This window comes from Paenibacillus antri (assembly GCF_005765165.1).
Taxonomy (GTDB): domain Bacteria; phylum Bacillota; class Bacilli; order Paenibacillales; family YIM-B00363; genus Paenibacillus_AE; species Paenibacillus_AE antri.
This window is the reverse complement of sequence record NZ_VCIW01000016.1, coordinates 113937-137954: the sequence shown is the minus strand read 5'-3', so window position 1 is coordinate 137954 and position 24018 is coordinate 113937. Positions and strand designations below refer to the sequence as shown.

Sequence of the window (24018 nt, the reverse complement as noted above, 5' to 3'; positions counted from 1 at the left end):
TCCGGCCGACTGGAAAACCTAGGATGACGAATTCGAATAGCGAGGTGTCACGATGCTGCATGCGACGATCGCCGCCATCGGTACGGCCGTCCCCGATTTCCGCGTTCCCCAAGCCGACGTCAAGGAATTGGTCCGGCATATGTTCGGCGCCAGCGTTCCGCAATTGGACCGGTTGTTGCCTATTTTCGATAATAGCGGAATCGTCGCGCGTCACTTCTGCATGCCGCTGGAATGGTTTCTGGTCCCGCACGATGCGGAAGAGAAGAACTGGATGTTCGTCGAACACGCCTCCTCGCTTGCGGAACAGGCGGCCCGGAACTGCCTGGAGCGCGCAGGCGTCGAGCCGACCGCAGTCGACCACATTCTCTTCGTCACGACGACCGGCACGGCGACGCCCAGCATCGACGCGCGCCTGTTCAACCGGCTGGGGCTGCGTCCGGACGTCAAGCGGACGCCGATCTGGGGGCTCGGGTGCGCCGGTGGGGCCGCCGGCTTGTCCCGGGCCGCCGAATACGTGAGCGCGTTCCCTGGGCATCGGTGCCTTGTCGTCGCGGCCGAGCTGTGCAGCTTGACGTTCATTCGGGACGACGCCTCGAAGAGCAATCTGATCGCGACGTCCCTCTTCGCCGACGGCGCCGCCGCGGCGCTCGTCGAAGGCGAGGCGGTCGCCGCGGCGCGGGTTTCCGGCGGACGCGCGGTCCCGAGGATCGTCTCGACCCGCAGCACGATCTGGCCGGACTCGCTCGACGTCATGGGCTGGGACGTCACGAACGACGGGCTGAAGGTCGTCTTCTCGAAGGATATCCCGAGCCTCGTGACGCGCGAGATGCGCGGCGTGACGGAGGCGCTGCTCTCTCCCGCCGGCCTGACGATTTCGGACGTCGCGCATTACGCGCTGCATCCCGGAGGGATGAAAGTGCTTCGCGCGTACGGCGAGGCGCTCTCCTTGGCGCCGGGACGGCTGGCGGCGGCGGAAGGCGTACTGCGCCGATTCGGCAACATGTCGTCTTGTACGGTGTTGTTCGTGCTCGAGGCGCTGCTCGGCGAAGGCGGCGCGCTTCGCCCGGGCGAGTTCGGCGTCGCAGGCGCGCTCGGTCCCGGCTTCAGCTCGGAGCTGCTGCTGCTGCGATTTTGAAAATCTTCCTTATTCCTGGAAAGAGGTGGACTCGTCGATGAGTTTATGGTTCGCGCTTTGGTTCGGGGCGGTCGTCGTCCAACGATTGGCGGAGCTGCGCCTTGCGAAGCGCAACGCGGAACGGCTCCGCCGGATAGGCGGGTACGAGGTCGATGCGGCGTTTTATCCGAAGATCGTCCTGCTGCATGCGTCGTTCTTCGCCTGCGTCTTCGCGGAATTTCTTTGGCGCCGACCGGAGCCGTCGCCATGGATGGCGGCCGCCGCCGCGGCGTTCCTGCTGCTTCAGGCGGGACGCGTCTGGTGCATCCGCTCGCTCGGACCGTACTGGAATACGCGCGTCTTCGTCGTCCCCGGCATGAAGCTCGTGCGCAAAGGTCCGTACCGGTGGATGAAGCATCCGAATTACTTGGTCGTGACGCTGGAGATGCTGGCGTTCCCGCTGTTGTTCGGCTGCTTCGGCGCCGCCTGCTTGTTTCCGGCGTTGAACGTGCTCTTGCTTCGCCGCCGCATCGCCGCCGAGGAAGCGGCGCTGCGCGCCGCGTCCGCGTAGATCGCCGCCCGAGACGTCTGAGCCGCTTGCGCTTCCCGCACCGACTGACGCCTGAGAGGAGAAGATATCATGCCCATGGAACGAGACGAAGAACGACCGGGGGAATTTCCGTATACGAGGGGCATCCATCCCGGGATGTACCGGGAACGGCTGTGGACGATGCGGCAATACGCCGGCTTCGGCACCGCCCGGGAGACGAACCGGCGGCTGAAGCGGCTGCTGGCGCAAGGCCAGACGGGTCTCTCGCTCGCCTTCGATTTGCCGACGCAGCTCGGCATCGACCCCGACGACGCGCGCGCGGCCGGCGAAGTCGGCAGGGCGGGCGTCTCCGTCGCGACCGCGGCCGATCTCGATGCGGTGCTGAAGGGCATTCCGCTCGGCTCGGTCGGACTGTCGATGACGGCGAACGCGACGGCGCCGGCCCTGTTCGCGTTCGCCGCGGCGACGGCCGGGCGAGCCGGCGTCGGAGCGGACGCCCTTCGCGGCACGGTGCAGAACGACGTGCTGAAGGAATACGCCGCGCGGAACTTATATTTGCTGCCCCCCGCGCCGTCGATGCGGATGGCCGTCGACCTGATCGAATTCGGCTGCCGCTTCTTCCCCCGCTGGCATCCGGTCAGCGTCAGCGGGTACCATCTGCGCGAGGCGGGCGCCGACGCCGGTCAAGAGATCGGCTTCGCGGTCGCGAACGGTCTGGCGTACGCGACCGCCGCGATGCGCCGCGGGCTGTCGGCCGACGAGGTCGCGCCGCGACTGTCGTTCTTCTTCTCCGCCGGCTGCGATCTGCTTGAGGAAGCGGCGAAATTCCGCGCCGCGCGCCGGCTGTGGGCGAAGCTCGCCCGCGCGCGGCTCGGCGCCGGAAGGCCGGAGTCGTGGCGCATGAAATTTCATGCGCAGACGGCCGGCTCGGCGCTTACGGCCGTGGAGACGGACAACAACGTCGTCCGCGTGACGCTGCAGGCGCTCGCGGCCGTGTTAGGCGGCGCGCAAAGCCTTCACGCGAACGCCAAGGACGAAGCGTGGCGGCTGCCGACGCCGGCGTCCGCCGCGCTCGCGCTCCGCACGCAGCAGATTCTCGCGTTCGAGTCCGGCCTCGCCGGCCACATCGATCCGCTCGGCGGAGCCCATGCGGTCGAGGAGGCGACCGACCGGCTCGAGGCGGAAGCGCTCCGTTGGGTGGACGCGGTCGACCGCGCCGGCGGCGCGCTCGTCGCCGTGGAGTCCGGCTTCGTCCAATCGACCGTGCGCGAGGCGGCGTACCGCGAATACGTCGCCGCGGAGAGCGGCGAGCGCGCGATCGTCGGCGTCAACCGCTTCGCCGGCGACGCCGCGCGCCACGTCGCGGCGGCCGACCGCCCGCGGGGGCGGAGCGGCGACGCCGAAGAGGCGCGCGCCGCCGAGGCGGTACGGCGGCATCGCGCGGCCCGCTCCGAAGCGGACGCCGGTCGGACGCTCGCCGCCGTCCTGGACGCCGCGGAACGCGGAGCCAACGTCATGCCGGCGATGCTGGACGCCGCGAACGCCGGCTGCACCGTCGGCGAAATCTACGGGGCGCTCGCGCGGCTGTTCGGGGAATATCGGGAGCCCGTCATCCCGGAAGGGAGAATCGCCCCATGAATTCGACGCATCCCGGCTTCGGTTCCGAGACGAAGCGGCCGCCCACGGTGCTGATCGCCAAGTGCGGCCTCGACGGCCACGACCGCGGCGCGCTCGTCGTCGCTCGCGGTTTGCGGGAAGAAGGCTTCGCCGTGTTTTACACGGGCATCCGCCGGACGCCGGAGGAGGTCGCCCGGCAAGCGGTCGACGTCGCCGCCGACTGCGTCGGGCTGTCGTCGCTCGCCGGCGCGCACCTGACGATCGTGCCGCGGCTCGTCGACGCGCTGCGGGACGCCGGCTGGCGCGGGCTGCTCGTCGTCGGCGGCATCATCCCGGCCGCCGACGAGCCGGCGCTGCGCGCGACCGGCGTCGCCGCCGTCTTCCGGCCGCATCAGCGCGTAAGCGAAGCCGCCGCGTTCCTCCGCGACGCGCTTCATACCGCGAATGGCATCTTCGGCGAAAATGAGGTAGGATAATCGAAAACTCATTTTTCCTTCTTGGGAGTGGAGGGTTCGCCATGGAAGACGTCATCGTCGTCGGCGCCGGTCCCTGCGGACTGGCGGCCGCGATCGCGCTGCAAGACGCCGGCATCGGCGCCGTCGTCATCGAAAAATACAATCTCGTCCATTCGATCTACCGATATCCGACGAATTTGCACTTCTTCAGCACGCCCGAGCTGCTCGAAATCGGCGGATACCCGTTTCCGACGCCGCACGACAAGCCTACGCGCCGGGAGGCGCTCGAGTATTACCGCAACGTCGCGCAGCGGCGCAAGCTGGACGTGCGCCCGTACGAGGAAGCGACGCTCATCCGCAAGACCGCCGAAGGCTTCTTCCTCGTCGAGACGGAGCGGCACGGCATTAAGCGATTTTACGAATCGCGCGCCGTCGTCGTCGCGACCGGGTATTTCGATCGGCCGAACGCGATCGGCATTCCGGGCGAAGAGCTGCCGCATGTTTCGCATTACTTCACGGAGGCGCATCCGTACGCCGGCACGAAGGTCGCGATCATCGGCGGCAACAACTCGGCCGTGGACGCGGCGATGGAGCTCAGCCGCGTCGGCGCCGAGCCGTTCGTCGTCTACCGCGGCGACGCCGCGAAGCAGAAGATCAAGCCTTGGGTGCGTCCGCTGTTCGAAGGCGCCGTCGCCAAGGGGGCGATCGGGATGCTGTATAACGCTCAAGTCGTCGAGATCCAGCCCGGTCGGGTGAGGATCCGGCACGCGGACGGCAGCGCGGAGACGAGAGACGCCGACTTCGTGTTGGCGTTGACCGGCTTCCGCCCCGACCGGACGCTGCTCGGAGGCGCCGGCGCCGAGACCAAGCCGGAGACGGGCGCCCCGGTGTACGACCCCGAGACGATGGAGACGACGGTGAAGGGGCTGTACGTCGCCGGCGTCGTCGCCTCCGGCGAGGACGCGAACGAAGTGTTCATCGAGACCGGCCGGCACCATGGAACGGCGATCGCCCGGCACCTATGCGCCGGGCGATCCTAATAACCCCTATTCGATTACCCCAAGACGAGGCGTTCGTCGGCGAGCTTCTCGCCGCGAATCGCCGCGAATCGATCGAGAAGCGATTCGACCGTGAGCGCCCGCTTCTCTTCCCCGCCGATATCCAGAATGATCTTCCCTTTATCCATCATGATCAAGCGGTTCCCGAGCCGAATCGCTTGCTCCATGTTATGCGTAATCATTAACGTCGTCAGCCGGTTTTCGTTGACGATCTTGTCGGTCAGCTCGGTCACGAGCGCCGCGCGGGACGGATCGAGCGCGGCGGTATGCTCGTCGAGCAGCAGCACCTTGGGCTGCGTGAACGTCGCCATCAGCAGGCTCAGCGCCTGACGCTCCCCGCCGGACAATAGTCCCACGCGGGCGGTCAGCCGAGAATCGAGCCCCAGGCCGAGGCTGCGCAGCTGCTCGACGAACATCGTCCGCTTCTCCTTCGTCACGCCGGCGCGAAGCCCGCGCGACGCGCCCCGCAGATGCGCGAGCGCGAGGTTCTCCTCGATCGTCATATGCGGAGCCGTTCCCGCCATCGGGTCTTGGAACACGCGGCCGATCCAGCGACTTCGTTCATGCTCGGACATGCCGTTGACGATCGTCCCGTCGATCGACACGTCGCCTCGTTCCTGCGCGAGCACGCCCGACACGACGTTCATCAGCGTCGACTTCCCCGCCCCGTTGCTGCCGATCACCGTGACGAAGTCCCCTTCCTTAAGCGTCAGCGAGACGTTGGATAAGGCGATCTTCTCGTCGGCGGAATACGGGTAAAAGATTTTCGTAACGTTGGATAGGGTCAGCATCTCAGGTCCCCGCCTCCTCGGTCAGCTCGAGACTTCGCTTGCGCCCGACGAGCCGTTGTCTTCTCCGCTTGTTCACCATCGGCACGATGAGCGCGACCGTAACGATCAGCGCCGTCATCAGCTTCATATCGGACGCTTCCAAGCCGTAGCGGATCGAAAGCGCGATGACGATCCGATAGACGACGGCGCCGAGAATGACGGCAAGCGTCGTCCGCCAGATCGAGCGTACGCCGAAGATGACCTCCCCGATGATGACCGAGGCGAGACCGATGACGATCATCCCGATCCCCATCTGCAAGTCGGCGAAGCCTTGGTATTGCGCCACGAACGCGCCGGCCATCGCGACGAGGCCGTTGGAGAGGCTGACGCCCGTGACGATCGTGTTGTCCGTATTGACGCCGAAGCTGCGAACCATGCGGGCGTTGTCGCCCGTCGCGCGAATCGCCATGCCGAGATCCGTACGCAGGAACCAGTCCAGCAGCAGCTTCAAGACGAGCACGATGATCGGCGCCATCAGCAGCGCGTAGGTCGAGCCGAGGAACAGGCTCCCGTCCGGAAACACCGTCTCTTGATTCAACAATGGAATGTTCGGTCGTCCCATGATGCGGTAGTTGATCGTATACAAAGCGATCATCATGAGAATGCCCGACAAGAGCGGGTTGATGCCGCCCTTCGTATGGAGCAAGCCCGTAACCGCGCCAGCCGCCAAGCCGCCGAGGAAGGCGACGCCCGTGGCGAGCCACGGGGAATAACCCGCGACGATCATGCCCGCCGCGATGCCCGCGCCGGTCGTAAAGCTCCCGTCCACCGTCAAGTCCGGGAAATCCAGCACCCGGTACGTGAGGTACACGCCGAGCGCCATAATCGCGTACATCAGGCCGAGCTCCACCGATCCGACGATCGATCCGAGCAAGGAACTTAGGAAAGCCATGGAAATACCCCTCCGTAAAAGGTAAGAGTGGCCCGCGAACGGGTCACTCTCCGGTAATGGTTTATGGTTGCGCGACTTCCTTGATCACCTGCACCGCTTCGTCGGAAATCAAGTCCCGAATCGCTTGCGTCACCTCGACGCCTTGCGCCGCGGCCGCCGGCTCGCTGTAGTACAAGTCGAGCTGCTCCGGAAAGCCGACCGGTACGTCGCCCGGATTTTTCCCGTTGAGCAAAATATCGGCCGCCATCTTGCCCGTCGTGTAGCCGATGTCGTAGTACTCGTAGCCGAACGTCGCGAACGCGCCGCGCTTGACGGAATCGATGTCGCCGACGAAGAGCGGAAGCTTCTTCTCGTTCGCGACGCCGACGACCGCTTCGAACGCGGAGACGACCGTGTTGTCCTTCGGGATGTAGATCGCGTCGACGCGGCCGACGAGCGATTCCGCCGCCTGCTTCACCTCGGAGCTGTTCGTGACGGCCGCCGTCTCGATCTTCACGCCGTGCGCGTCCATCGCCGCTTGCGCGCGTTCGATGGAGACGACCGCGTTCTGTTCCCCTTGGTTAATGACCGTACCGACCGTCTTCACGTCCGGGAAGTTCGCCGCGATGAAATCCATCAGCTTCGCGATTTCGTCCGGATGCGTGTCCGAGACGCCCGTAACGTTACCGCCCGGCTTCTCCGGATTTTCGAGCAGTCCCGCGCCGATCGGATCGGTGACCGCCGTGAAGAGGACCGGAGCGTCCTTGATCGCGTCGGCAAGCGCGACCGCGGAAGGCGTCGCGATCCCGAGGACGAGGTCTTTCTTGTCCGCTTTGAAGTTTTGCGCGATCGTCGCGTTCGTCGAGTTATCGCCTTGCGCGTTGCTGTAAGCGATCTTGAGGTTCTCGCCTTCGACGAGCCCCGCGTCTTTGAGGCCCGCGATGAAGCCTTCCCTCGTCGCATCCAGAGACGGGTGCTCTACGATCTGCGAAATCCCGACTTGATAAACTTTCTCTCCGCTTCCTTGATTGGAGCAGCCGACCGCGAACGTCAACGTCGCCGCGGCGAGCACGAGCGAAATCGCTTTCCAGCTTGTCCGTAAACTCATCCGTAAAGTCCCCCTCAACGATATGCAAATCTGTATAAAAACTTATCTCACATTCTATATTGAGCAGTGGTTAACGTCAATAAGAAAACGTATCTACGCGTCGACGCGCCACAGCGAATTACCGTTTCGAGCAAAAGAAAACCGGAGGGCGCCGCCGGCCGATGGGCCGTATGCGGATCGCTGCTCCGGTTCGTTCACGTCGTCTTCCAGTCTTCGACAGGCTCGTCGGCTTCCATGGCATATTCGAAATCTTCGATATCGAACACTTGGACCGGCACCTCGGTTTCGATCACGCGCTCGAGGAAATCCAGCTGGTCCGTTAAAATCGGAACCTGCTCCCGAAGCGACGTAAGCAGCAGCTCGGTCTCGATCGGATCGAACGTCTCTCCGTATTGCGCGTTCTCGATCGAATTGACGACCACGAACGACACCTGCTCGTTCACGACGAGCGGCGGGCTCTGTTTCCAAGGCGCGGAGAACGACCGTTCGATCTTCTTTCGATTGAACGAATCCTCGAAGAAGGCGATCATCTCTAGGATTTTCTTCTTGACGTGCGCGTCGTCCGCCGGGTCCGGCATGACGGGCTCCGAATTTTCTTTCATATCGTACAGCTCTTGCACGGTGGAATACGGCAACAAATATTCTACCGGACGGTTCGGGACCATAATCTCTCCGTAAATGGCCGCCATGACCGCTTCGATGACAAAACGCCGTTTCATCAGGCGCCCTCCTTCCCGGACAATCCGAAATCGACTCTATACATACATATCATAAATGTCCCAAAAAGTTAAGATTCATTCCGCCCGAATTCCGCGCAGAACGAAAAGCGCCCCCGACGACAACAACTTCGCCGGAGGCAAACTCGATGTTTCGATCGGTGCTTAGACCGGCGCGGACGAAGATTTCGCCGCGAACCGGGGCGACAAGGACAACGGGACGACATGCAAATCCATGCATTCGAAGCAATGGTTCCAATAGCAGTCCGCCTGCTCGTGCAACGCTTCGCCGCAGGTGCGGCAAAGCTTGGGCGGCAGGCTGTCGAAGAAGTGGACGACAGAAAGCTGCTGCATTCGGTTTCACCGCCTTGTATTCGCCTCTGTACCTATTGTAATAGAACAGAAGCTCGGACGACAAGCCTTATTTTGCAACCGCTGTCATCGGGTTTCCCCGGCTCGCTTCGGTCGGTCGTTATTCTCCTGTCAGCTGCAGCGCGTTAACGACCTTCTGCAGTCGCAAATATTCGTTTTTTTCGAGCGTCGGCTTAAAGTAGCCGAACAAATACGCGGCTTCGATAAAGCTGAGCGTCGGATAACAAACCACCTCGTTGTTCGTGAACGGGTTATCCATGACGATCTGCCATTCGCCTTCCCGATCCGCGGAAGAGACGGCTTCGTAGGCGTACCGCTTCCAACGCAGCTTCTCGCCGAGCTCCGCCCATACGACCTGCCACGTCGGGCTGAAGCGGGACGGCTCCGGAAACAGACGCTCCCCCGCGGCCAGACGCGCGGCGTAATCGTCGAATCCGCCCTCCTCGACTTCCTTCAGCGCTTTCTCCAGTTGGTCGACCAAGACGCGGAACGCGTCGTAGCCGATGCGCTCGACCGTCTCCCGCAGTTCCTCCTGCCGATCGGCCATACCCAGCCATTCATAATAATTCGTCGTCGATGTAATCGCCATGCGAATCCTTTCCCCTGCCGACGCGACGCGAACAATCGAAAAAGTTCCGCCGTTATACGGCGGAACCCTTCTCGACGCGTAGCGTCCCGTTGTCGTCGATGAACAACTTCCGGCCGGCATCGTTATTCAGCTTCACGTTGAACACTTTCAACTTCGCTTCCGTCACCTGAGTCGGAACCCACTCCGGGCGGGAGGCGGCGTCGCTTGCCGCCTCCTCCTCGGTCTCCCACCATACGGCCCCGTAATAATCCAGGTCATACACGTTGCGGAGCGTCCCTGCGGCGATCTCTCCCGTATGCCGGTGACGCAATACATATGGCATGCGCGCTTCTCCGTTCCTTACAAGTACGGGTTCTCGTGCTTCGCCTTGAGACGGCTCCAGCGACGATCCACTTCTTGCTCGAACGACTTGTACGCAGCTTCGTACTCCGGCTTCGTCATATGACGCGTCTTGCCCATCTGCTTCAGCCAGTCGGAGAGCGGAACGCGCTTGTTCTTCTCTTCCGGATTGTACGTAATGTTCGTCACGCCGTTCTCGATTTCGTATAACGGGAAGAAGCAAGAGTTGACCGCGTTGTCGATGATCGTCTGGCCGTCCTTCTCCTCCGACAGCCAGTTCAGCGGGCAAGTGATCAAGATCTTACCATATACCATGCCCTCGTTTTGCGCGTAATATTGCGCCTTCGCGGCCTTACGCAGCAAATCTTGCGGCTGGGACTCGGAGCCGGTGAAGACGTACGGAATGTTCGTCGCCGCCATGATTTGCGCCGTGTCCTTATGGTGGAACAGCTTGCCGCCTTGGTGCTTGCCGACGTTGGACGTCGACGTACGGTGGCCGAGCGGCGTCGAATAGGACAACTGCGCGCCTGTATTCATATAGCCTTCGTTGTCGTACTCGAGCACGATCATCTTATGATTGCGAAGCGCGGCGCCGATCGCCGGCCCCATGCCGATATCCATGCCGCCGTCGCCCGTGATCATGACGAACGTAAAGTCGTCTTTCAGTCCGTACTGATCGAGTTCCCCGCGGCGCTTGCGCTCCCAGAACATCTCCACGACGCCGGACAGCGTCGCCGCGCCGTTCTGGAACAGGTTGTGAATGTACGTAGCCTTGTGGGACGAGTACGGGAAGCCCGTCGTGACGACCATCGCGCAGCCCGTATGGTACAGCGCAACGATATCGCCTTCGATGCCCTTGAAGAACAGCTCGAGACCCGAGAAGATGCCGCAGCCCGGGCACGCGCCGTGGCCCGGCGCCATCCGCTTCGGCTTCTTCGTGAGCTGCCGGATCGGCGGAACCTTAACCTTCAGCTGGCCGGTCTCTTCGTCTTTATTGACGGTAATGAGACCCGTCTTCAAGTCCTCGTACGCCATCGGCTCGAGTACCCGCTTAGGCGCCTTGTCCGGGTCGCCCGGCGTGTGGCCGTAGTAGTCGAACGGCACTTCCACTTTGTTTTTCGCGGCCGCGTCGATCGCGAGCTCGAAGAACGCATGCGCGTCTTCCAAGAAGTAATCCTTGCCCCCGAGACCGTAGACGCGGGAAATCACTTGGATGTCCTTCACGCCGTTCGTGAACAGCGCCGCCTTCACCTCGAGCGTCATGTTGCCGCCTTGCGCGCCGTACGAATCCGCGCGGTCCGCCACGACGACGGCTTTCGCGTTCTTCAGCGCTTCTGCGATCTGCCCCCCCGGGAACGGACGAATCATATTCGGCGCGATCGACCCCGCCTTCACGCCCTTGGCGCGGAGCTGGTCGACGGCGACCTTCGTAATTTCCGATGCGGAATTCAGCGTGAACAACACGACTTCCGCGTCGTCCATCATGTACAGGTCGAGGATCGGGTAGTCGCGGCCCGTCAACGCAGCAAATTCCTTGCGAATCTCCTCGTATACCTCTCCCGCGTTGTACATGGCGACCGATTGTTGGTAACAGTTATTGATATAATCCGGCTCGTTCATGTACGGGCCGACGGTGATCGGATTGTTCCGGTCGAGCACGTGCGGGAATCCTTGCGGCGGCTGCTCGCCGACGAACGCCTGTACGTCCGACTTGTTCGCGAACGTCTGCACGCGGCGCTTCTGGTGGGACGTGAAGTAACCGTCGGATGCGACGAGCACCGGCAAGCGCACCTTCGGATGCTCCGCCAGCTTGATCGCCATGATATTCATGTCGTATACGGCTTGCGGGTCGCGGCACATCAGAATCGGCCAGCCCGTGTTCAAGGCGAAGTACAAGTCGGAGTGGTCGCCGTGAATGTTCAGCGGTCCGGAGACCGAACGGCAAACCAAGTTCATGACCATCGGGAAGCGAGTACCGGATTGTACCGGCATCTGCTCCAGCATGTACAGGTATCCGTTCGCGCTCGTCGCGTTGAATACGCGTCCGCCCGCCGTCGACGCGCCGTAACAGATGCCCGCCGAGCCGTGCTCCCCGTCCGCCGGGATGAGCTTAATGTCGTGCTGTCCGTTCGCCTTCATCAAATCGAGGAATTGCGCCACCTCGGTAGAAGGCGAAATCGGGAAATACCCCATAATATGATAATTGATTTGGTGCGCCGCATAGGCCGCCATCTCGTTGCCGGATTCGTACACGATCCGCTGCTCGACGGTGCCCGCGCTCACTTCCTTCTCGAATTCGATCGCCACGCTCGTTCACCTCTCCCTTCGATCCCTTGAAATCCTTACGCTTGAACCAAATTGAATCTATGAGGCACGCGGTGTTCCTCGCCGTAGCCGTCCGTCTCGCGTTCGGAGCTGAGCGCTTCCGTCGGGCAAGCCGTAACGCACTTGAGGCACCCCTTGCAATATTGATAATCGATCCCCTGCAGGAACATCTGCGGACGTCCCTTCTTGTCGGGTTGTTCTTCCCAGACGAAGCAGAAATCCGGGCACGCCGTGTCGCACGCCGCGCAATGGATGCACTTGTCGTCGTCGAAGTGCGGCATCATCCCGCTGCGGGAGATGCTGAGATCCTTCAGAATGCTGTTGCCGGGATTGATGACGACGCCGCCGATCGGCTGCGTCTCGTAGCCGAGCACCGGAATGTCCCACCGCTTCGGAAGCGGCATCTCGACGCCTTCCGGCAGATCGAACGTGCGGAATCGCACTTCGTCGTATCCGCGTTGGAACGTACGAAGCGCCGGTTCTACGGCCTGAGGATATTTCTTTTCGAGGGATTTGCGGATAACCCCGCGCATATGCTCTGCGTCGAGGAAGTCGCAGAGCCGGAACAATGCTCCGAGCATCGCCATGTTCGCCCGGTTTTTCTCTTCGAGCGCGATGCCCGTCGCGTCGATGACGGCGACCGTGCCGCCGACGAGCTTCATCTTCTCTTTCAGCTCTTCGGGCGTGCGCGCGGAGTTGACCAGAACGGTGCTGTCCGCATAGATGCCGCTGACGACGTTGATCGTTTTCGATAAATTTTCGTGAAAGATGCCGACGATGTGCGGCCGCTCGACCGGCGTCGTGTCCCGGATGTCCGCGTTCGTATCGCAGAACCGAATGTGAGCCTTCACGGGAGAACCTTTTTTCTCCGAACCGTAAGACGAAAAGCTAACCCCATTGAATCCGCTTCCAACCACACCTGATTCGGCAAGCATTTTCCCGGCCAAGTTCGCTCCGAGCCCGCCGATCGATTCCAGTCGAATTTCGAAAAAGCCCAGATCGTTCGTTTTTGGTAACTGTGCCATGAAGCCCTCCCCTTCCCTGATCCCTCCGACCAATCTCTGAAACAGAAACTTAATAGAAGTATAACAGGAAACGATGCGGTTGCGAACAACTTTTTTCCTCATTAGGCAAAAATAACGCCGGTAGCGGCATGCGCCCCGGCGTCATTGATATAAACAGATGCTCTCTATTGTATAACACAGATGGCCGGATCCTACCGATCTTCGCTCTACCCGACCAGCCGCTCTATATATATTTGAGAGTGCTGACGCAGATCGTAAAACTGATTGTCGACCTGTACGAGCGGATGAATCGGATCGTCCGGGAATACGAGCACGATGTTGCCCGTCGCTTGGTTCGACAGCAGCACCTCGCTGCCGATCGACATCTCCATCATCCGGTGCACGAACAAATTGCAAATGAACGGGTCCATCTTTCCGAAAGCGTCTTCTTTCATCTGCAGAAGCACTTTGTAAAACGGGATTTCCCCGCGGTACACGCGGTTGGAGGTCATGGCGTGGAAGACGTCCGCCACCGCGACGATCTTGCTGTTATAGGTCATCTTGTCTCCAGAGATGCCGAACGGGTACCCTCTGCCGTCCAAGCGCTCGTGGTGCTGCAGCGCGACGAGCGGCACCTCCGGAGGCAAGTCGTTCCTTCCGGATAAGATTTCGTGCCCGTACGTCGTATGCCGCTTCATGAGGCCGTATTCTTCGTCGGTGAACTTCCCGGGTTTGTTCAAAATATCGTCTTCGATCTTCACCTTGCCGATATCGTGCAGCGCGGCGGCCAACGTCAGCGTCTGCAGCTTGTCCGAATCGAGTCCCAGCCACTTGCCGATCATCGTCGAGATGACCGCGACGCCGATGTTGTGCCGGAACGTGTAGTCGTCCTTGGCCTGAAGGCCCGAGAGCAGTCCGAACAACGTCGGGAATTCGATCGCTTCTTGGATCGTCGGAATCAAATTCGTCTTCATTTCGCTGACGGACGGCGCTTCGCCGGCGCGGAAACGGACGAATACGTCTTTCATTTCTTCCGTCGCGTGCGACACGACGACGTCGTTCGTCTTCGGAGCTAGCTTCGGCGCCGGCGCTTTCAGATGATGCGGGAGAATGGTGACGCCGTGTTTCTTGATCATGTCGATGTGGATTTCGCTGAGCTTCGTATTCGCAGGGATGACAAGCAGTCCCTGTTCGTTAAATACATCGTTCTTCACCACGTTGCCGATCAAGCTCGCAAGCATCTCCCGGCCCCCCTCGCTGCGCTGCTTTGTAATATAATGTAATAACGTCATCCATAAAAGTCACGTAATAACGTCATGTTTATATTACCAAACAAACATTTTTTTCCATAGTGACTACTGTCACAATATGGATACTCTTTCGCGCGCAGTGAGGACGCCAGGCGTCTCGTCTTTCCCCTGGAAGCCGGAATCCCGCAGGAAGATAACCGCCTTCGCTCGGTCGTGAACGCCTATCTTCTCGTAGACGCTGCTCACGTAGTTGCGCACCGTACCGTCGCTGTACATAAGCGCTTCCGCGATTTGTCGGTTGTTCAATCCCTTAGCCATCAGCAGCGAAATTTCGAATTCCTTCTCCGTCAGCCGAAACCGCTCGAGCAGCGACTGGACGTGGCGCGTCCCGTATCTCTCTCCCGTCAGGATGCGAAACAGTTTGTTCGACAGCTTGGCCGCGAGGCGTTCAGGCAGGAACATCTGTCCCTTCAAGACGAGGCGGATTTGCATCAGCAAGTCGTCCCATTGAATATCCTTTAATAGAAAGCCGTTCGCTCCCGCCGCGATCGATTGCAGCAAGTCGTCTTCGTCGATGTCGGTCGCGAACAGAATCACCTTCGTCTCGGGTCTCCGCTCCTTGATCCAAGCCGTCAGATCGATGCCGCCGTCGGCATGCAGGGACGTATCGACGACGACGGCCGACGGACGAAGGGTCAGCACCGCTTCGCGCAAATCTTCCTCGTTGTCGGCGGTGGCGCACACTTTCAGGTCAGGCTCTAAATCTATGATTTTACGAATTCCTTCGCGAAGCAGCGTCTGCTGCTCGGCTATCGCAATCGTCTTGGTTTCCATGGGTACCATGCGTTCCTCCGTTACTTCGCCGCCAGACGACATTCTATGGAATGCTCGGTCTCCCCCATGCGGCGCACTTCTAACTTCTTCCAATCATTATATATAAACTTGTAAACTTTTGGGGAATGTTTTGAAACGCGTTAATTTTTTATGCAACTTTATTTCGGAAGTGCAACCTTTTTCGAAGATGGTTAAATTACCCTGGAAAACCCGCCTAACAGAACATATGATCCATATTCAATGATGAAAAAGCCGGCCTCGTCGAATGATTCGACGGAGACCGGCTTCCTTATCCGCGATGGAGTTCAGCCGCCGACGGCGAACCATTGCACGAGTCCGAGCACAAGACCGATCGCGAAGCCGCAGACGGCGCCGTTGACCCGGATCCATTGAAGGTCCTTGCCTATGTGCTCTTCCATCATCGCGATCAACGTGTCGTCGTCCAGCTTGTCCGCGTTCTCCTTGACCAGCTGGCCGATGACGCCGTGATTTTTCTCGACGAACGTCGCGGCTTGATGCTGAATCCAGCCGTCGGCGCGCTCGATCCAATCCGTCCCTTCCAGCCGAGCCATCGCTTCCCGCGCGTAAGGCACGACTTTCTCCCGGCAGAACGCCGGATCGGACAATCGGCGCTCCGCCGCGTCCAGTACGCTTCCGACGAATTCGGCGATCGTTCCGTCCCGCTCCCCGCCTTCCGCGAAGCGCGCCTTCAGCCGCTCCGCCTCCTCCAGCACGCGCTCGTTGTCGGCGAGCCCCCTCATCGCGCCGCGCAGCGCGTCCAGGGCGGACTCCCGATACGGGTTGCCCGACCTTCTCATATCGTATAAGAAGGAAACGAGGAAATCTTGAAGCATGCCGCCAAGCTTGTCCTCGTTCATAAACCCCGCGAAGGCGTTGACGGCGAAGCCCATGAAGCCCCCGAGCTGCATCTGTTCGATGGAGCGGAGCGCCATCGCGCCCATCCGCCGACGCATCTCTTCGCCGATCGCGAACCGCTCGCCGAGCGACAGCGCGTAATCGAGCAGCGGCTCCTCGTAACCGCGTTCGGCGGCGGCGCTGCCGATGCGTTCGAGCGTCGCGCGCGCGTCAATCCCCCGCACGGCATCCCGAAGGGCGGCGGTCAGCGCCTCCGCGACCCGCTCCCTCGGCAGCGCGCGGATCGCGCCGCCGAGCAGCTTGGCCGCGCGTTCGCCGATATCGTCCGCCTCCAGCTCCCGTTTCGCCCGATCGGCGAGTCGGTGCGCGATGCGCGCCTCCTTCATCTTGTCGAGGATGCTCTGTTTATGTAACAGGTTCGTCTGAATCGCCTTGACGAGCGCATTCGTCACCTTGCCGCGGTTTTTCGGGAGCAGGGCCGTGTGCGGAATCGGAATGCCCATCGGATGACGGAACAGCGCCGTCACCGCGAACCAATCCGCGAGCCCGCCGACGAGTCCCGCTTCGAACCCGCTCTGCAGCACGAAGCCGTAGGGCAGGTGCGCGATCGGGAACGCCGCCGCGAAGCCCGCGCCCATAATGCCGAGCGAGACGGCCGCCGTATGTTTCGCGTTCTTCTTCAAGCTGTCTTCCCCCTGTGTTTCGAATCGATAGTCGCCTTGTCAGCAGTATACACTAGCGCCGCGTCCGATTCCAAAACGCCTCGATCCTCGCAAGCCTCCGCTCCGACGCTTCGCGCAGCCGTTCCGGACCGATGTCGCCTCGACGGAACAGCGCAACGTCCCAAGCGAGCGTCATGATGGAATTGTCGACCATCATGAGGTCGAAGTCGGCCATCACATCGTCGTATTCGCCGGATAAGCCGTTCGCCAGGAGGCGCGTCGCATGGGACGCCGCGACGTGCGACAATACCTCGTCGTCCGGCTCGTCCTGCACGAGAATGGCGATGTCGCGCATCGGCGCGGCCACGTTCGTCCATTCCCAGTCGATCAACGTCACGCGATCGCCGAGCCGCAGCGCGTTGCCCCAGTGCGGGTCGCCGTGCGTAAATACGGCCGGACCGCGCATGGCGGACGCGGAGTACCCGGCGTAAAAGTCGTACGCGATACGCGAGAGCGAAGCCCATACGCCGCGATCGAGCACGCCCTCCGCCTCCTTCAGCAGCGCGTCCGCCCATTCCCGGCTGAAGGCGTACGGCGCCGCCTTGCCTTCGCTCGCCCATCGCGCGGCCGCCGCCGCCGTGCGAAGGTGAAGCTCGGCGAGCCGTTCCGAGACGAGCTCGTACGCCGCCAGCCGTTCCGCCGCGGGAACCGTTCCGGCTCGATCCGGCGGCAATATCGGCTCTCCCGCGTACCGCATCGCGATCGCCTTCGGCGACGACTCGAACCGAACGATTCCTTCCGGCAGCCAAGGCGCCAGTTCCGCGCCGAGCTTGCCGACGACGTCGAATTCGCCGTTGCGTTCCGGCGAAGGCAGCTTATATATGTAGCGTTGCGAATCGCTTCCCGCAGCGTCGGTCCATACGTCGTACAACGTCGCGGCGAAGAGGCCTTCCCGCCGCTCGATTCGGTACGCGTCCAACCCGATGGCGCGAAACCGCTTTTGCAGCAACGTCTCGTCAATGTTCGCAGTCAACTTGCTCCCCTCTTTCCCCGTTCGTCCAAATCGATTATAATGCTTGACGACGATTATGGTAAAATAAGCGTGATCCGCTCGGCATCGGAAAGGAATCCGTATGAAAAAAATATCGTTTACGAAATCGCCGTTCAAAAAAATTACGATCGGATACCTTGCGATCTCGCTCGCTTTCGCTTTCCTTTATTGGCTGCCCCCGTTCCGCCAAGGCGAGCTGTCGTTTCTTGACGCATGGTTTATCTCGTCCAGCGCTCTCAGCACGACCGGACTCAGCACGGTCGTCGTGGCCGACGTCTTGACGCCGGGCGCCCAATGGTTGATGATACTGGAGATGCAGATCGGCGGCATCGGCTTTATGGGCATCATCGGATCCTACCTGTTCCTGATGTACCGGGACGCGACGCTGCCGCAGTTGACGCTGATGGGCTTCGATCAGAACCAGCGCAGTCTGCGCAACGTGAAGAGCCTCATCCTCTTCATCGCCATGTTTTCGGCCCTGTCCGAATTTATAGGATTCTTGTTTCTAATGCCCGACGTGCTGCGGGCGGAGCCGCACGTCGGCACGGCGATCCGGGACGCCGCGTTCCATGCCGTATCCGCGTTCACCAACACCGGATTGGACGTGTTCGGAGGAACGATCGAGCCGTTCAACCGTTCGCCGGTGTTTATGATCGTCACGGCGCTGCTCGTTTTCCTCGGGGTCCTCGGCTTCCCTACCGTTTGGGAGCTGATCTATCTCCGAGGGAAGAAGAAGAGCTTGTACACGAAGGTGAATTTGCTGTTCCACGCCGTGCTGCTCGTCGTCGGCGCCGTGTTGATTACGGCGCTCGAATGGGGAAACCGCAGCACCGTCGGCGATATGCCGTACGGACTGCGGGCGCTCAACACGATGTTCCTATCCGTGGTCTCCCGAAGCGGCGGCCTCGGCAACGTCGACCTCGGGGCGGCGATGCCGGCGACCGTCCTGCTGCTGATGGCGCTCATGTTCATCGGCGGCTCGGCGAGCAGCACAGCCGGCGGCATTCGGATCACGACGTTCGCGATTCTTCTCGCCAAAGCGCGAAGCGCGATCACGCGGAACAGCGACGTCATCCTGTTCCGCAAGTCGCTGTACGAAGAAGACGTACAGAAGGCGTATCTCATCTTCTTCTTCGTCTTGATTTTCTTCTTCTTGTCCTGCTTCGTCCTATTCGTCAGCGAAAGCGCGACGGATACGCTCGCCATCGTGTTCGAAGCGATGTCGGCCATCACGAACAACGGATTTTCGCACGGGGTGACCGGCGGACTGTCGCCGTTCGGCAAGCTGTGGCTCATCCTGATGATGATGGTCGGGCGTATCGGCATCATCTCCATCATCTACAGTATCGTCAAACCTAAGAAATCGGCGGTTAAATATATTAAAGAATCGATTATCGTCGGGTAAGTCAACCGGGAGGAAAAGGAAACCATGCGAAGGAAGTATTTAGTCATCGGACTCGGACGCTTCGGCAGCGCCGTCATGAAAGAACTGCATCAAGCGGGGCATCACGTCGTCGGCTGCGACAAGAACGAGGCGCTTCTCGAGGCCGTGGAGGCGTACGCCGAATACGTCGTGCAAGGCAACGCGACGGACGACGCGGTGTTGGACGAGTTGAACGTCGAGGTGTTTCATTCGATCGTGGTAGCCATGGCGACCGAATTCGAATCGTCGCTCGTCATCGTGGCGAAGCTGAAGAAGCGCGGGTGCAAGCATGTCGTCGTGAAGTCGAACGACCACTTCCGAGGAGAAATCTTATCGGAGATCGTCGGCGCGGACAGCGTCGTCTATCCCGAAGAAGAATCGGGACGCCGCACCGCAAGGCAGCTCTCGATGCCGGGGCTGATGGAGTACATCCAATTGTCCCCGTATTGCAGCGGCATCGAATTAAAGGCCCCGGCGTCTTTCCTGCACCGGAGCCTCATGGATTTGGATTTGCGCAAGAAGTTCGGCGTCACCGTCCTTCTCATCAATCGGGAGCATATGCAAAAGCCGATCGTCTCCCCCGCGCCTTCGGAGATGTTCCAACCGGGCGATACGCTCTTCGTCGTCGGGGAACCGAGGGACGTCGACCGGTTCCAAGAACACTATACGAGCTAGAACGCGTTCAACTGTCCGTACCTCGCGACGGCGCGGAGCAAGTCCGGAGCCATCGGCAGGATGAACTCGGTCGCGCCGAGCGTGTAGATGCCGCTGCGGGAGTGCATGACGGCTTCCCTCGCGTAGATGCGATAGTGATCCTTACCGATCGCCAGACCGCTTAACTCGTACGTCGGAATGCCTTTCCACCCGCGCCGCGCGCCGGGCGATCCCGCTTCTTCGAACGGCGTGATCGTGACGATCGCATCCAGTCGGATCACATAATTGACATGAGGCTTCTGATACACCAATTCCTTCGTGGAGACGGTGATTCCGAAGTCTCTTTTCTTATGCGACAGTTTTAACTCGCCTTCGAGCGACTTGATTTGCATGAAATCGCGATCCATCGCCGGACCCCTCCTCGCCGGAAAGCGGCATGAAAAAAAAGCCGCCTCATGTTTTGTCGAGTGTATCACAAAACAAGAGTCGGCTCCATAGAAGGAAGCTATTCCCACGAATCGATCTGAGCGACGAACGTCTCGCACGAGACGATCTGTCGACGTTGGCTGTCCGGGACGAGTTCGTTGTATCGTTCGATCTTCCGGTTCACGTCGTCGAGCGAATCGGAAAGCCCGCCGGTCACGCCCAGCTCGGTCAGCTTTCTCAATTGAACGAGCCGAGTATGTACGTCCTGCTTCAGCATCGCCCGTTCCTCGATCGCCGCTTCTTCAATCGCCACATCCACCACCGTCGGTTCCGCCAAGCTCACCGCGACGCCCTCCCCGTTTGTTAAGGCTTCTTTACAATCCATTATAAATTGTCGAAGCGTCAGGGAGTGTGTCGAAATCGTGAACTTATCTTGAACTCGCGTACAATCGCTCCGGCACGTCGCGGAGGAACGGCGAAGGTTCGCCTTTAGCGAGGACGACGAGCCGATGCAGCGCCCGAGTGCATACCGTGTACAGCAGCTTCCGCTCGCTCTCCCTGGCGTACGCGCCCGCCCCGGCGTCCCACACGACGACCGCGTCGAACTCGAGCCCCTTGGCGAGGTACGACGGCAGCACGACGATCCCGGACGGGAACGTCTTCGTCTCCTTCGTCAGACGGGACGCCGAGACGCCTTGCGCGGCGAGCTGCCGATACGCATCCTCGGCGGCCTTGGCCGTCTTCGCCACGACGGCGATCGAGCCGCTCCCTTCGGCCAGCAGCTTCCGAATCCGTTCGGCCGCGAGACGCCCGAAGTCCGACTCCCCCGCCGCTTCGGGAACGACCGTCACGTCCGGCGGCGGACCGTCGCGTTCGAACGGCTCGTTCTCCGCGGCGTCCGGGAGCATCGCCGAAGCGAACGCGACGATCTGCCGCGTAGACCGATAGCTCTTCTTCAACCGAATCTCCACGGTTTCCTCCGCCGGGAACGCCTTGGCCGACGCCATATGGCCGCCCTCGAGCTCCACGCCGTGGATCGCTTGATTCGCGTCGCCGACGGCCGTCACCCCCGCGTTCGGGAACAGCCTTCGCAAATACGCCCACTGCAGCGGCGTATAATCTTGCGCTTCGTCCACGACGACGTGCCGCACCCGATTCATGCGGGAGGCGCCGTGCAGCGCTTCGAGCAAATACAGCATCGGCACGGCGTCCTCGTACGGCAAGGCGGCGGACGCGTCCAGCCGATCGTTCGTATCCCGGACGATCGCGCCCCATTCCGCCGCACGGACGGGGAACGAGGCGCCGCCGGCGTCGATGTCCGCGAGCAGGCGCCGATACGTGCCGACGACGTCGAGGAACGCGTACGCCGCGACTTGCTCGCGGAGCGGCGCGTACGCCTTCTTCGCCTTGGCGAGGCCGAGGCGCTTCAGCTCCTGCTCCGTGCCGAGATAGTTCGGCTCCTTCAACCACTTGCGATACAAGGCGACCGCGCGCTTGCGCTCCAGCTCCTTCAGCCGCTCGAGCAGCCGTTCCTTCATCGATTCCAGCCGGTGCGGCGGCCGCTGCTTCGCGAACTCGACGTAGAACATCGCTTCGAGCTCGGCGGCGTCGAACACGGTCTTGTCCTTCCGCGTCAACGAACGGAAGACGACGCCCCGCTCCGCCAGCGTCTTCGCGTACGCGTCGATCCGCTCCGCGAACGCGAGTGACGCTTTGACGCGGATGCCCTCCCGGCGCGGATCGCTCGCCTCCGGCGATGACAACAAGTACTCCAGCTGATCGTACGGATGCTCCACGTCGCCGACGTGACGAAGCCGGCGCCAGACGTAATCGTAGAACGTCGTCTGCGGAATCGCGTCTTCTCCGAGCTCGGGCAGGACGTTAGAAACGTAATCGTTAAACACGTCGTTCGGCGAAAACAACACGACCTGCTCCGGCTCCCAGTAGTTCCGGTACTTATATAGAAGGTAAGCGACCCGCTGCAGCGCGGCCGACGTCTTCCCGCTGCCGGCTGCGCCTTGTACGAACACGAAGCGATGGTCCGTCTCCCGAATGATTCGATTTTGCTCGCGCTGGATCGTCGTGACGATCGACTTCATCTTGTCGTCCGCCCCTTGCCCCAGCATCCGCTGCAGCATCTCGTCGCCGATCGTGACGCCGGTGTCGAACGCGGCGAGCAGCTTGCCGCCGCGGATGACGAACTGACGCTTCAGCGTCATCTCGCCGGTCACCTTGCCGTCCGGCGCGTCGTACGACGCCGGTCCCGGCCCGTAATCGTAGTACATGCCCGCGACCGGCGCGCGCCAATCGTACACGATGACCTCGTGCGTCTCCTCGTCGGCGATCGACATCGTGCCGAGGTAGATCGGCTCGTCCGTTTCGCTCCCCGTCTCGCGGAAGTCGAACCGGGCGAAATACGGATTCGAGAGCAGCCGCTGCAGGTGTTCGGACCGGCCTTGCGCGAGCCGGTAGCTCGTCGCGTGCTGGGACAGTTCCTGGGCTTGTTGGGTGAGCTGCACCGCCGCTTCGAACCAATCGTCCGTATCGTAAACGAGGTCCTCCCACAGCTCGCGCTTGCCGCCGACAAGCTGCTCCTTGCGGCCGCCGGCCGTTACCCTCGACTCTTCGATCTCCCGTTCCACCCGCTCCAGAACGGTCTCGAGCCTTCGTTCCTCGCGCCGCAGTTCCTCTTCCGGCAAACTCATGACGTATGTTCCCCCCATGCGAAAAACCTGTTTTCTTCTTGAACGTTATATTATTCCATAGATGTGGCGAAACCATTATAATATAGTCTGACTTTACTTCGGGAGAGGGGTTTCGCCTACGATGGGCAATCGTTTGTTTTTCATTTTACTGGCCGCCGGACTTCCGTTATCGATCGTCGGCAGCCTGCTTCATTGGGAGCCGACGATGCTGTTCGTCATCTATTGCGTCACCATCATCGCGCTCGCATCCTACATGGGACGGGCGACGGAAAGCCTCGCGATCGTCTCCGGCCCTCGCATCGGCGGACTCCTCAACGCGACGTTCGGCAACGCGGTCGAACTGATCATCTCGATCTTCGCCCTTAAGGCCGGACTCGTCGGCGTCGTGCTCGCCTCGCTGACGGGTTCCGTGCTCGGCAACCTGCTGCTCGTGGCGGGGCTGTCGTTTTTCGTCGGCGGCCTGAAGTTCAAGCGGCAGGAATTCAGCGTCTACGACGCGCGTCACAATTCCGGCTTGCTCATGTTCGCCGTCATCGTCGCGTTCGTCATCCCGGAGGTGTTCTCGATGAACATGCCGGAGCGGGAGACGATGAACCTCAGCATCGGCGTGTCCGCGGTATTGATCGTGTTGTACCTGGCCGCCTTGTTCTTCAAGCTCGTCACGCACCGAGGCGTATATGCGGTGGAGGGCGAAGACGAAGGCCACCACGACGAAAAGCCGGAATGGAGCAAAGGCGTCGCCATGCTCGTCCTCGGTCTCGCGACGGTCGCCGTCGCGTACGTCTCGGAAAATCTTGTCCATACGTTCGAGAGCGTGGCGCACCGATTCGGATGGAGCGAGTTGTTCATCGGGGTCATCATCGTCGCGATCGTCGGCAACGCCGCCGAGCACGCGTCCGCGATCATCTTCGCGTTCAAGAACAAGATGAACATCGCCGTGGAAATCGCCGTCGGCTCGACCTTGCAAATCGCGATGTTCGTCGCGCCGGTACTCGTATTCGTGTCGTTGTTTTTCGAAACGCCGATGCCGCTCGTCTTCTCCTTGCCGGAACTCATCGCGATGGCGACCGCCGTGCTGCTGACGATCGCGATTACGAACGACGGCGACACGAACTGGTTCGAAGGGTTGACGCTGCTAGGCGCCTACCTGATCATGGGGATCGGATTTTTCTTGTTATAACTTCGGAAA

Annotated in this window: 24 protein-coding genes; 8 read left to right on the top strand and 16 right to left on the bottom strand. The window is 61.1% G+C overall.

Annotated features, from left to right (window positions below):
• Positions 1 to 52 precede the first annotated feature (52 nt).
• The 5 genes from FE782_RS21580 to FE782_RS21560 all read left to right on the top strand — a co-directional run bounded on the left by FE782_RS21580 (position 53) and on the right by FE782_RS21560 (position 4776).
• Positions 53 to 1135 carry a type III polyketide synthase gene (locus FE782_RS21580; protein ID WP_138196413.1) on the top strand — a complete coding sequence of 361 codons (1083 nt, stop codon included), beginning with the start codon at positions 53 to 55 and terminating at the stop codon, positions 1133 to 1135.
• A 37-nt stretch (positions 1136 to 1172) separates the two neighbouring features.
• Positions 1173 to 1685 carry an isoprenylcysteine carboxyl methyltransferase family protein gene (locus tag FE782_RS21575; RefSeq protein ID WP_138196412.1) on the top strand — a complete coding sequence of 171 codons (513 nt, stop codon included), beginning with the start codon at positions 1173 to 1175 and terminating at the stop codon, positions 1683 to 1685.
• Between the two features lie 69 nt (positions 1686 to 1754).
• Positions 1755 to 3302, top strand: a complete 1548-nt coding sequence (locus FE782_RS21570; protein WP_138196411.1) for an acyl-CoA mutase large subunit family protein — start codon at positions 1755 to 1757, stop codon at positions 3300 to 3302.
• Positions 3299 to 3757, top strand: coding sequence for a cobalamin B12-binding domain-containing protein (locus tag FE782_RS21565; protein ID WP_138196410.1), 459 nt, complete (start codon positions 3299 to 3301; stop codon positions 3755 to 3757). Before FE782_RS21570 ends, FE782_RS21565 begins: the two co-directional genes overlap by 4 nt.
• Before the next feature lie 41 nt (positions 3758 to 3798).
• Positions 3799 to 4776: a YpdA family putative bacillithiol disulfide reductase gene (locus tag FE782_RS21560; RefSeq protein ID WP_138196409.1), complete on the top strand. Its 978-nt coding sequence runs from the start codon at positions 3799 to 3801 to the stop codon at positions 4774 to 4776.
• Positions 4777 to 4790: 14 nt separating this feature from the next.
• Here FE782_RS21560 and FE782_RS21555 read toward each other — a convergent pair whose 3' ends face one another.
• From FE782_RS21555 to FE782_RS21495, 13 genes are all read right to left on the bottom strand, one after another.
• Positions 4791 to 5585, bottom strand: coding sequence for an ABC transporter ATP-binding protein (locus tag FE782_RS21555; RefSeq protein ID WP_138196408.1), 795 nt, complete (start codon positions 5583 to 5585; stop codon positions 4791 to 4793).
• A 1-nt stretch (position 5586) separates the two neighbouring features.
• Positions 5587 to 6516 carry an ABC transporter permease gene (locus FE782_RS21550; protein WP_138196407.1) on the bottom strand — a complete coding sequence of 310 codons (930 nt, stop codon included), beginning with the start codon at positions 6514 to 6516 and terminating at the stop codon, positions 5587 to 5589.
• 61 nt (positions 6517 to 6577) lie between these two features.
• Entirely contained in the window at positions 6578 to 7603 is a 1026-nt protein-coding gene (locus FE782_RS21545) for an ABC transporter substrate-binding protein (RefSeq protein ID WP_138196406.1), read from the bottom strand.
• Positions 7604 to 7797: 194 nt separating this feature from the next.
• Entirely contained in the window at positions 7798 to 8322 is a 525-nt protein-coding gene (locus FE782_RS21540) for an ADP-heptose synthase (RefSeq protein WP_138196405.1), read from the bottom strand.
• 162 nt (positions 8323 to 8484) lie between these two features.
• Positions 8485 to 8673 carry a protein YhfH gene (gene yhfH, locus FE782_RS33205; RefSeq protein ID WP_138196404.1) on the bottom strand — a complete coding sequence of 63 codons (189 nt, stop codon included), beginning with the start codon at positions 8671 to 8673 and terminating at the stop codon, positions 8485 to 8487.
• A gap of 118 nt (positions 8674 to 8791) precedes the next feature.
• Positions 8792 to 9280, bottom strand: coding sequence for a hypothetical protein (locus tag FE782_RS21530; RefSeq protein ID WP_138196403.1), 489 nt, complete (start codon positions 9278 to 9280; stop codon positions 8792 to 8794).
• A 52-nt stretch (positions 9281 to 9332) separates the two neighbouring features.
• Positions 9333 to 9602, bottom strand: coding sequence for a hypothetical protein (locus FE782_RS21525; RefSeq protein ID WP_138196402.1), 270 nt, complete (start codon positions 9600 to 9602; stop codon positions 9333 to 9335).
• Positions 9603 to 9619: 17 nt separating this feature from the next.
• On the bottom strand, positions 9620 to 11926 hold the full coding sequence (locus FE782_RS21520; RefSeq protein ID WP_138196401.1) for a thiamine pyrophosphate-dependent enzyme: 2307 nt from the start codon (positions 11924 to 11926) through the stop codon (positions 9620 to 9622).
• A gap of 35 nt (positions 11927 to 11961) precedes the next feature.
• Complete coding sequence (locus tag FE782_RS21515) at positions 11962 to 12969, bottom strand: 2-oxoacid:acceptor oxidoreductase family protein (RefSeq protein WP_138196400.1); 1008 nt, start codon at positions 12967 to 12969, stop codon at positions 11962 to 11964.
• A gap of 206 nt (positions 12970 to 13175) precedes the next feature.
• A complete protein-coding gene (locus FE782_RS21510) occupies positions 13176 to 14189 on the bottom strand; it encodes an HD-GYP domain-containing protein (RefSeq protein ID WP_158299495.1) in 1014 nt (337 codons plus the stop codon).
• Positions 14190 to 14309: 120 nt separating this feature from the next.
• A complete protein-coding gene (locus FE782_RS21505) occupies positions 14310 to 15041 on the bottom strand; it encodes a response regulator (RefSeq protein WP_158299494.1) in 732 nt (243 codons plus the stop codon).
• Positions 15042 to 15337: 296 nt separating this feature from the next.
• Entirely contained in the window at positions 15338 to 16591 is a 1254-nt protein-coding gene (locus tag FE782_RS21500) for a DUF445 domain-containing protein (RefSeq protein ID WP_138196397.1), read from the bottom strand.
• 52 nt (positions 16592 to 16643) lie between these two features.
• Positions 16644 to 17603 carry a phosphotransferase gene (locus FE782_RS21495; RefSeq protein ID WP_158299493.1) on the bottom strand — a complete coding sequence of 320 codons (960 nt, stop codon included), beginning with the start codon at positions 17601 to 17603 and terminating at the stop codon, positions 16644 to 16646.
• 100 nt (positions 17604 to 17703) lie between these two features.
• On the opposite strand from FE782_RS21495, the gene FE782_RS21490 reads away from it, so the two are divergent.
• Both FE782_RS21490 and FE782_RS21485 read left to right on the top strand, forming a co-directional pair.
• Entirely contained in the window at positions 17704 to 19026 is a 1323-nt protein-coding gene (locus tag FE782_RS21490; RefSeq protein WP_138196395.1) for a TrkH family potassium uptake protein, read from the top strand.
• Positions 19027 to 19050: 24 nt separating this feature from the next.
• Positions 19051 to 19719, top strand: coding sequence for a potassium channel family protein (locus FE782_RS21485; RefSeq protein WP_138196394.1), 669 nt, complete (start codon positions 19051 to 19053; stop codon positions 19717 to 19719).
• Here the strand turns inward: FE782_RS21485 and FE782_RS21480 are convergent.
• The 3 genes from FE782_RS21480 to helD form a co-directional block, all read right to left on the bottom strand.
• Positions 19716 to 20105, bottom strand: coding sequence for a hypothetical protein (locus FE782_RS21480; protein WP_138196393.1), 390 nt, complete (start codon positions 20103 to 20105; stop codon positions 19716 to 19718). The genes FE782_RS21485 and FE782_RS21480 overlap by 4 nt on opposite strands.
• 98 nt (positions 20106 to 20203) lie before the next feature.
• Positions 20204 to 20467, bottom strand: a complete 264-nt coding sequence (locus FE782_RS21475; RefSeq protein WP_138196392.1) for a hypothetical protein — start codon at positions 20465 to 20467, stop codon at positions 20204 to 20206.
• Positions 20468 to 20552: 85 nt separating this feature from the next.
• Positions 20553 to 22829: an RNA polymerase recycling motor HelD gene (gene helD, locus FE782_RS21470; RefSeq protein ID WP_158299492.1), complete on the bottom strand. Its 2277-nt coding sequence runs from the start codon at positions 22827 to 22829 to the stop codon at positions 20553 to 20555.
• Between the two features lie 121 nt (positions 22830 to 22950).
• Here helD and cax point away from each other — a divergent pair, with 121 nt between their 5' ends.
• The gene (gene cax / locus FE782_RS21465; RefSeq protein ID WP_138196390.1) at positions 22951 to 24009 is read left to right on the top strand and encodes a calcium/proton exchanger; all 1059 of its coding nucleotides are present in this window, start codon (positions 22951 to 22953) and stop codon (positions 24007 to 24009) included.
• The last annotated feature ends 9 nt before the right edge of the window (positions 24010 to 24018 follow it).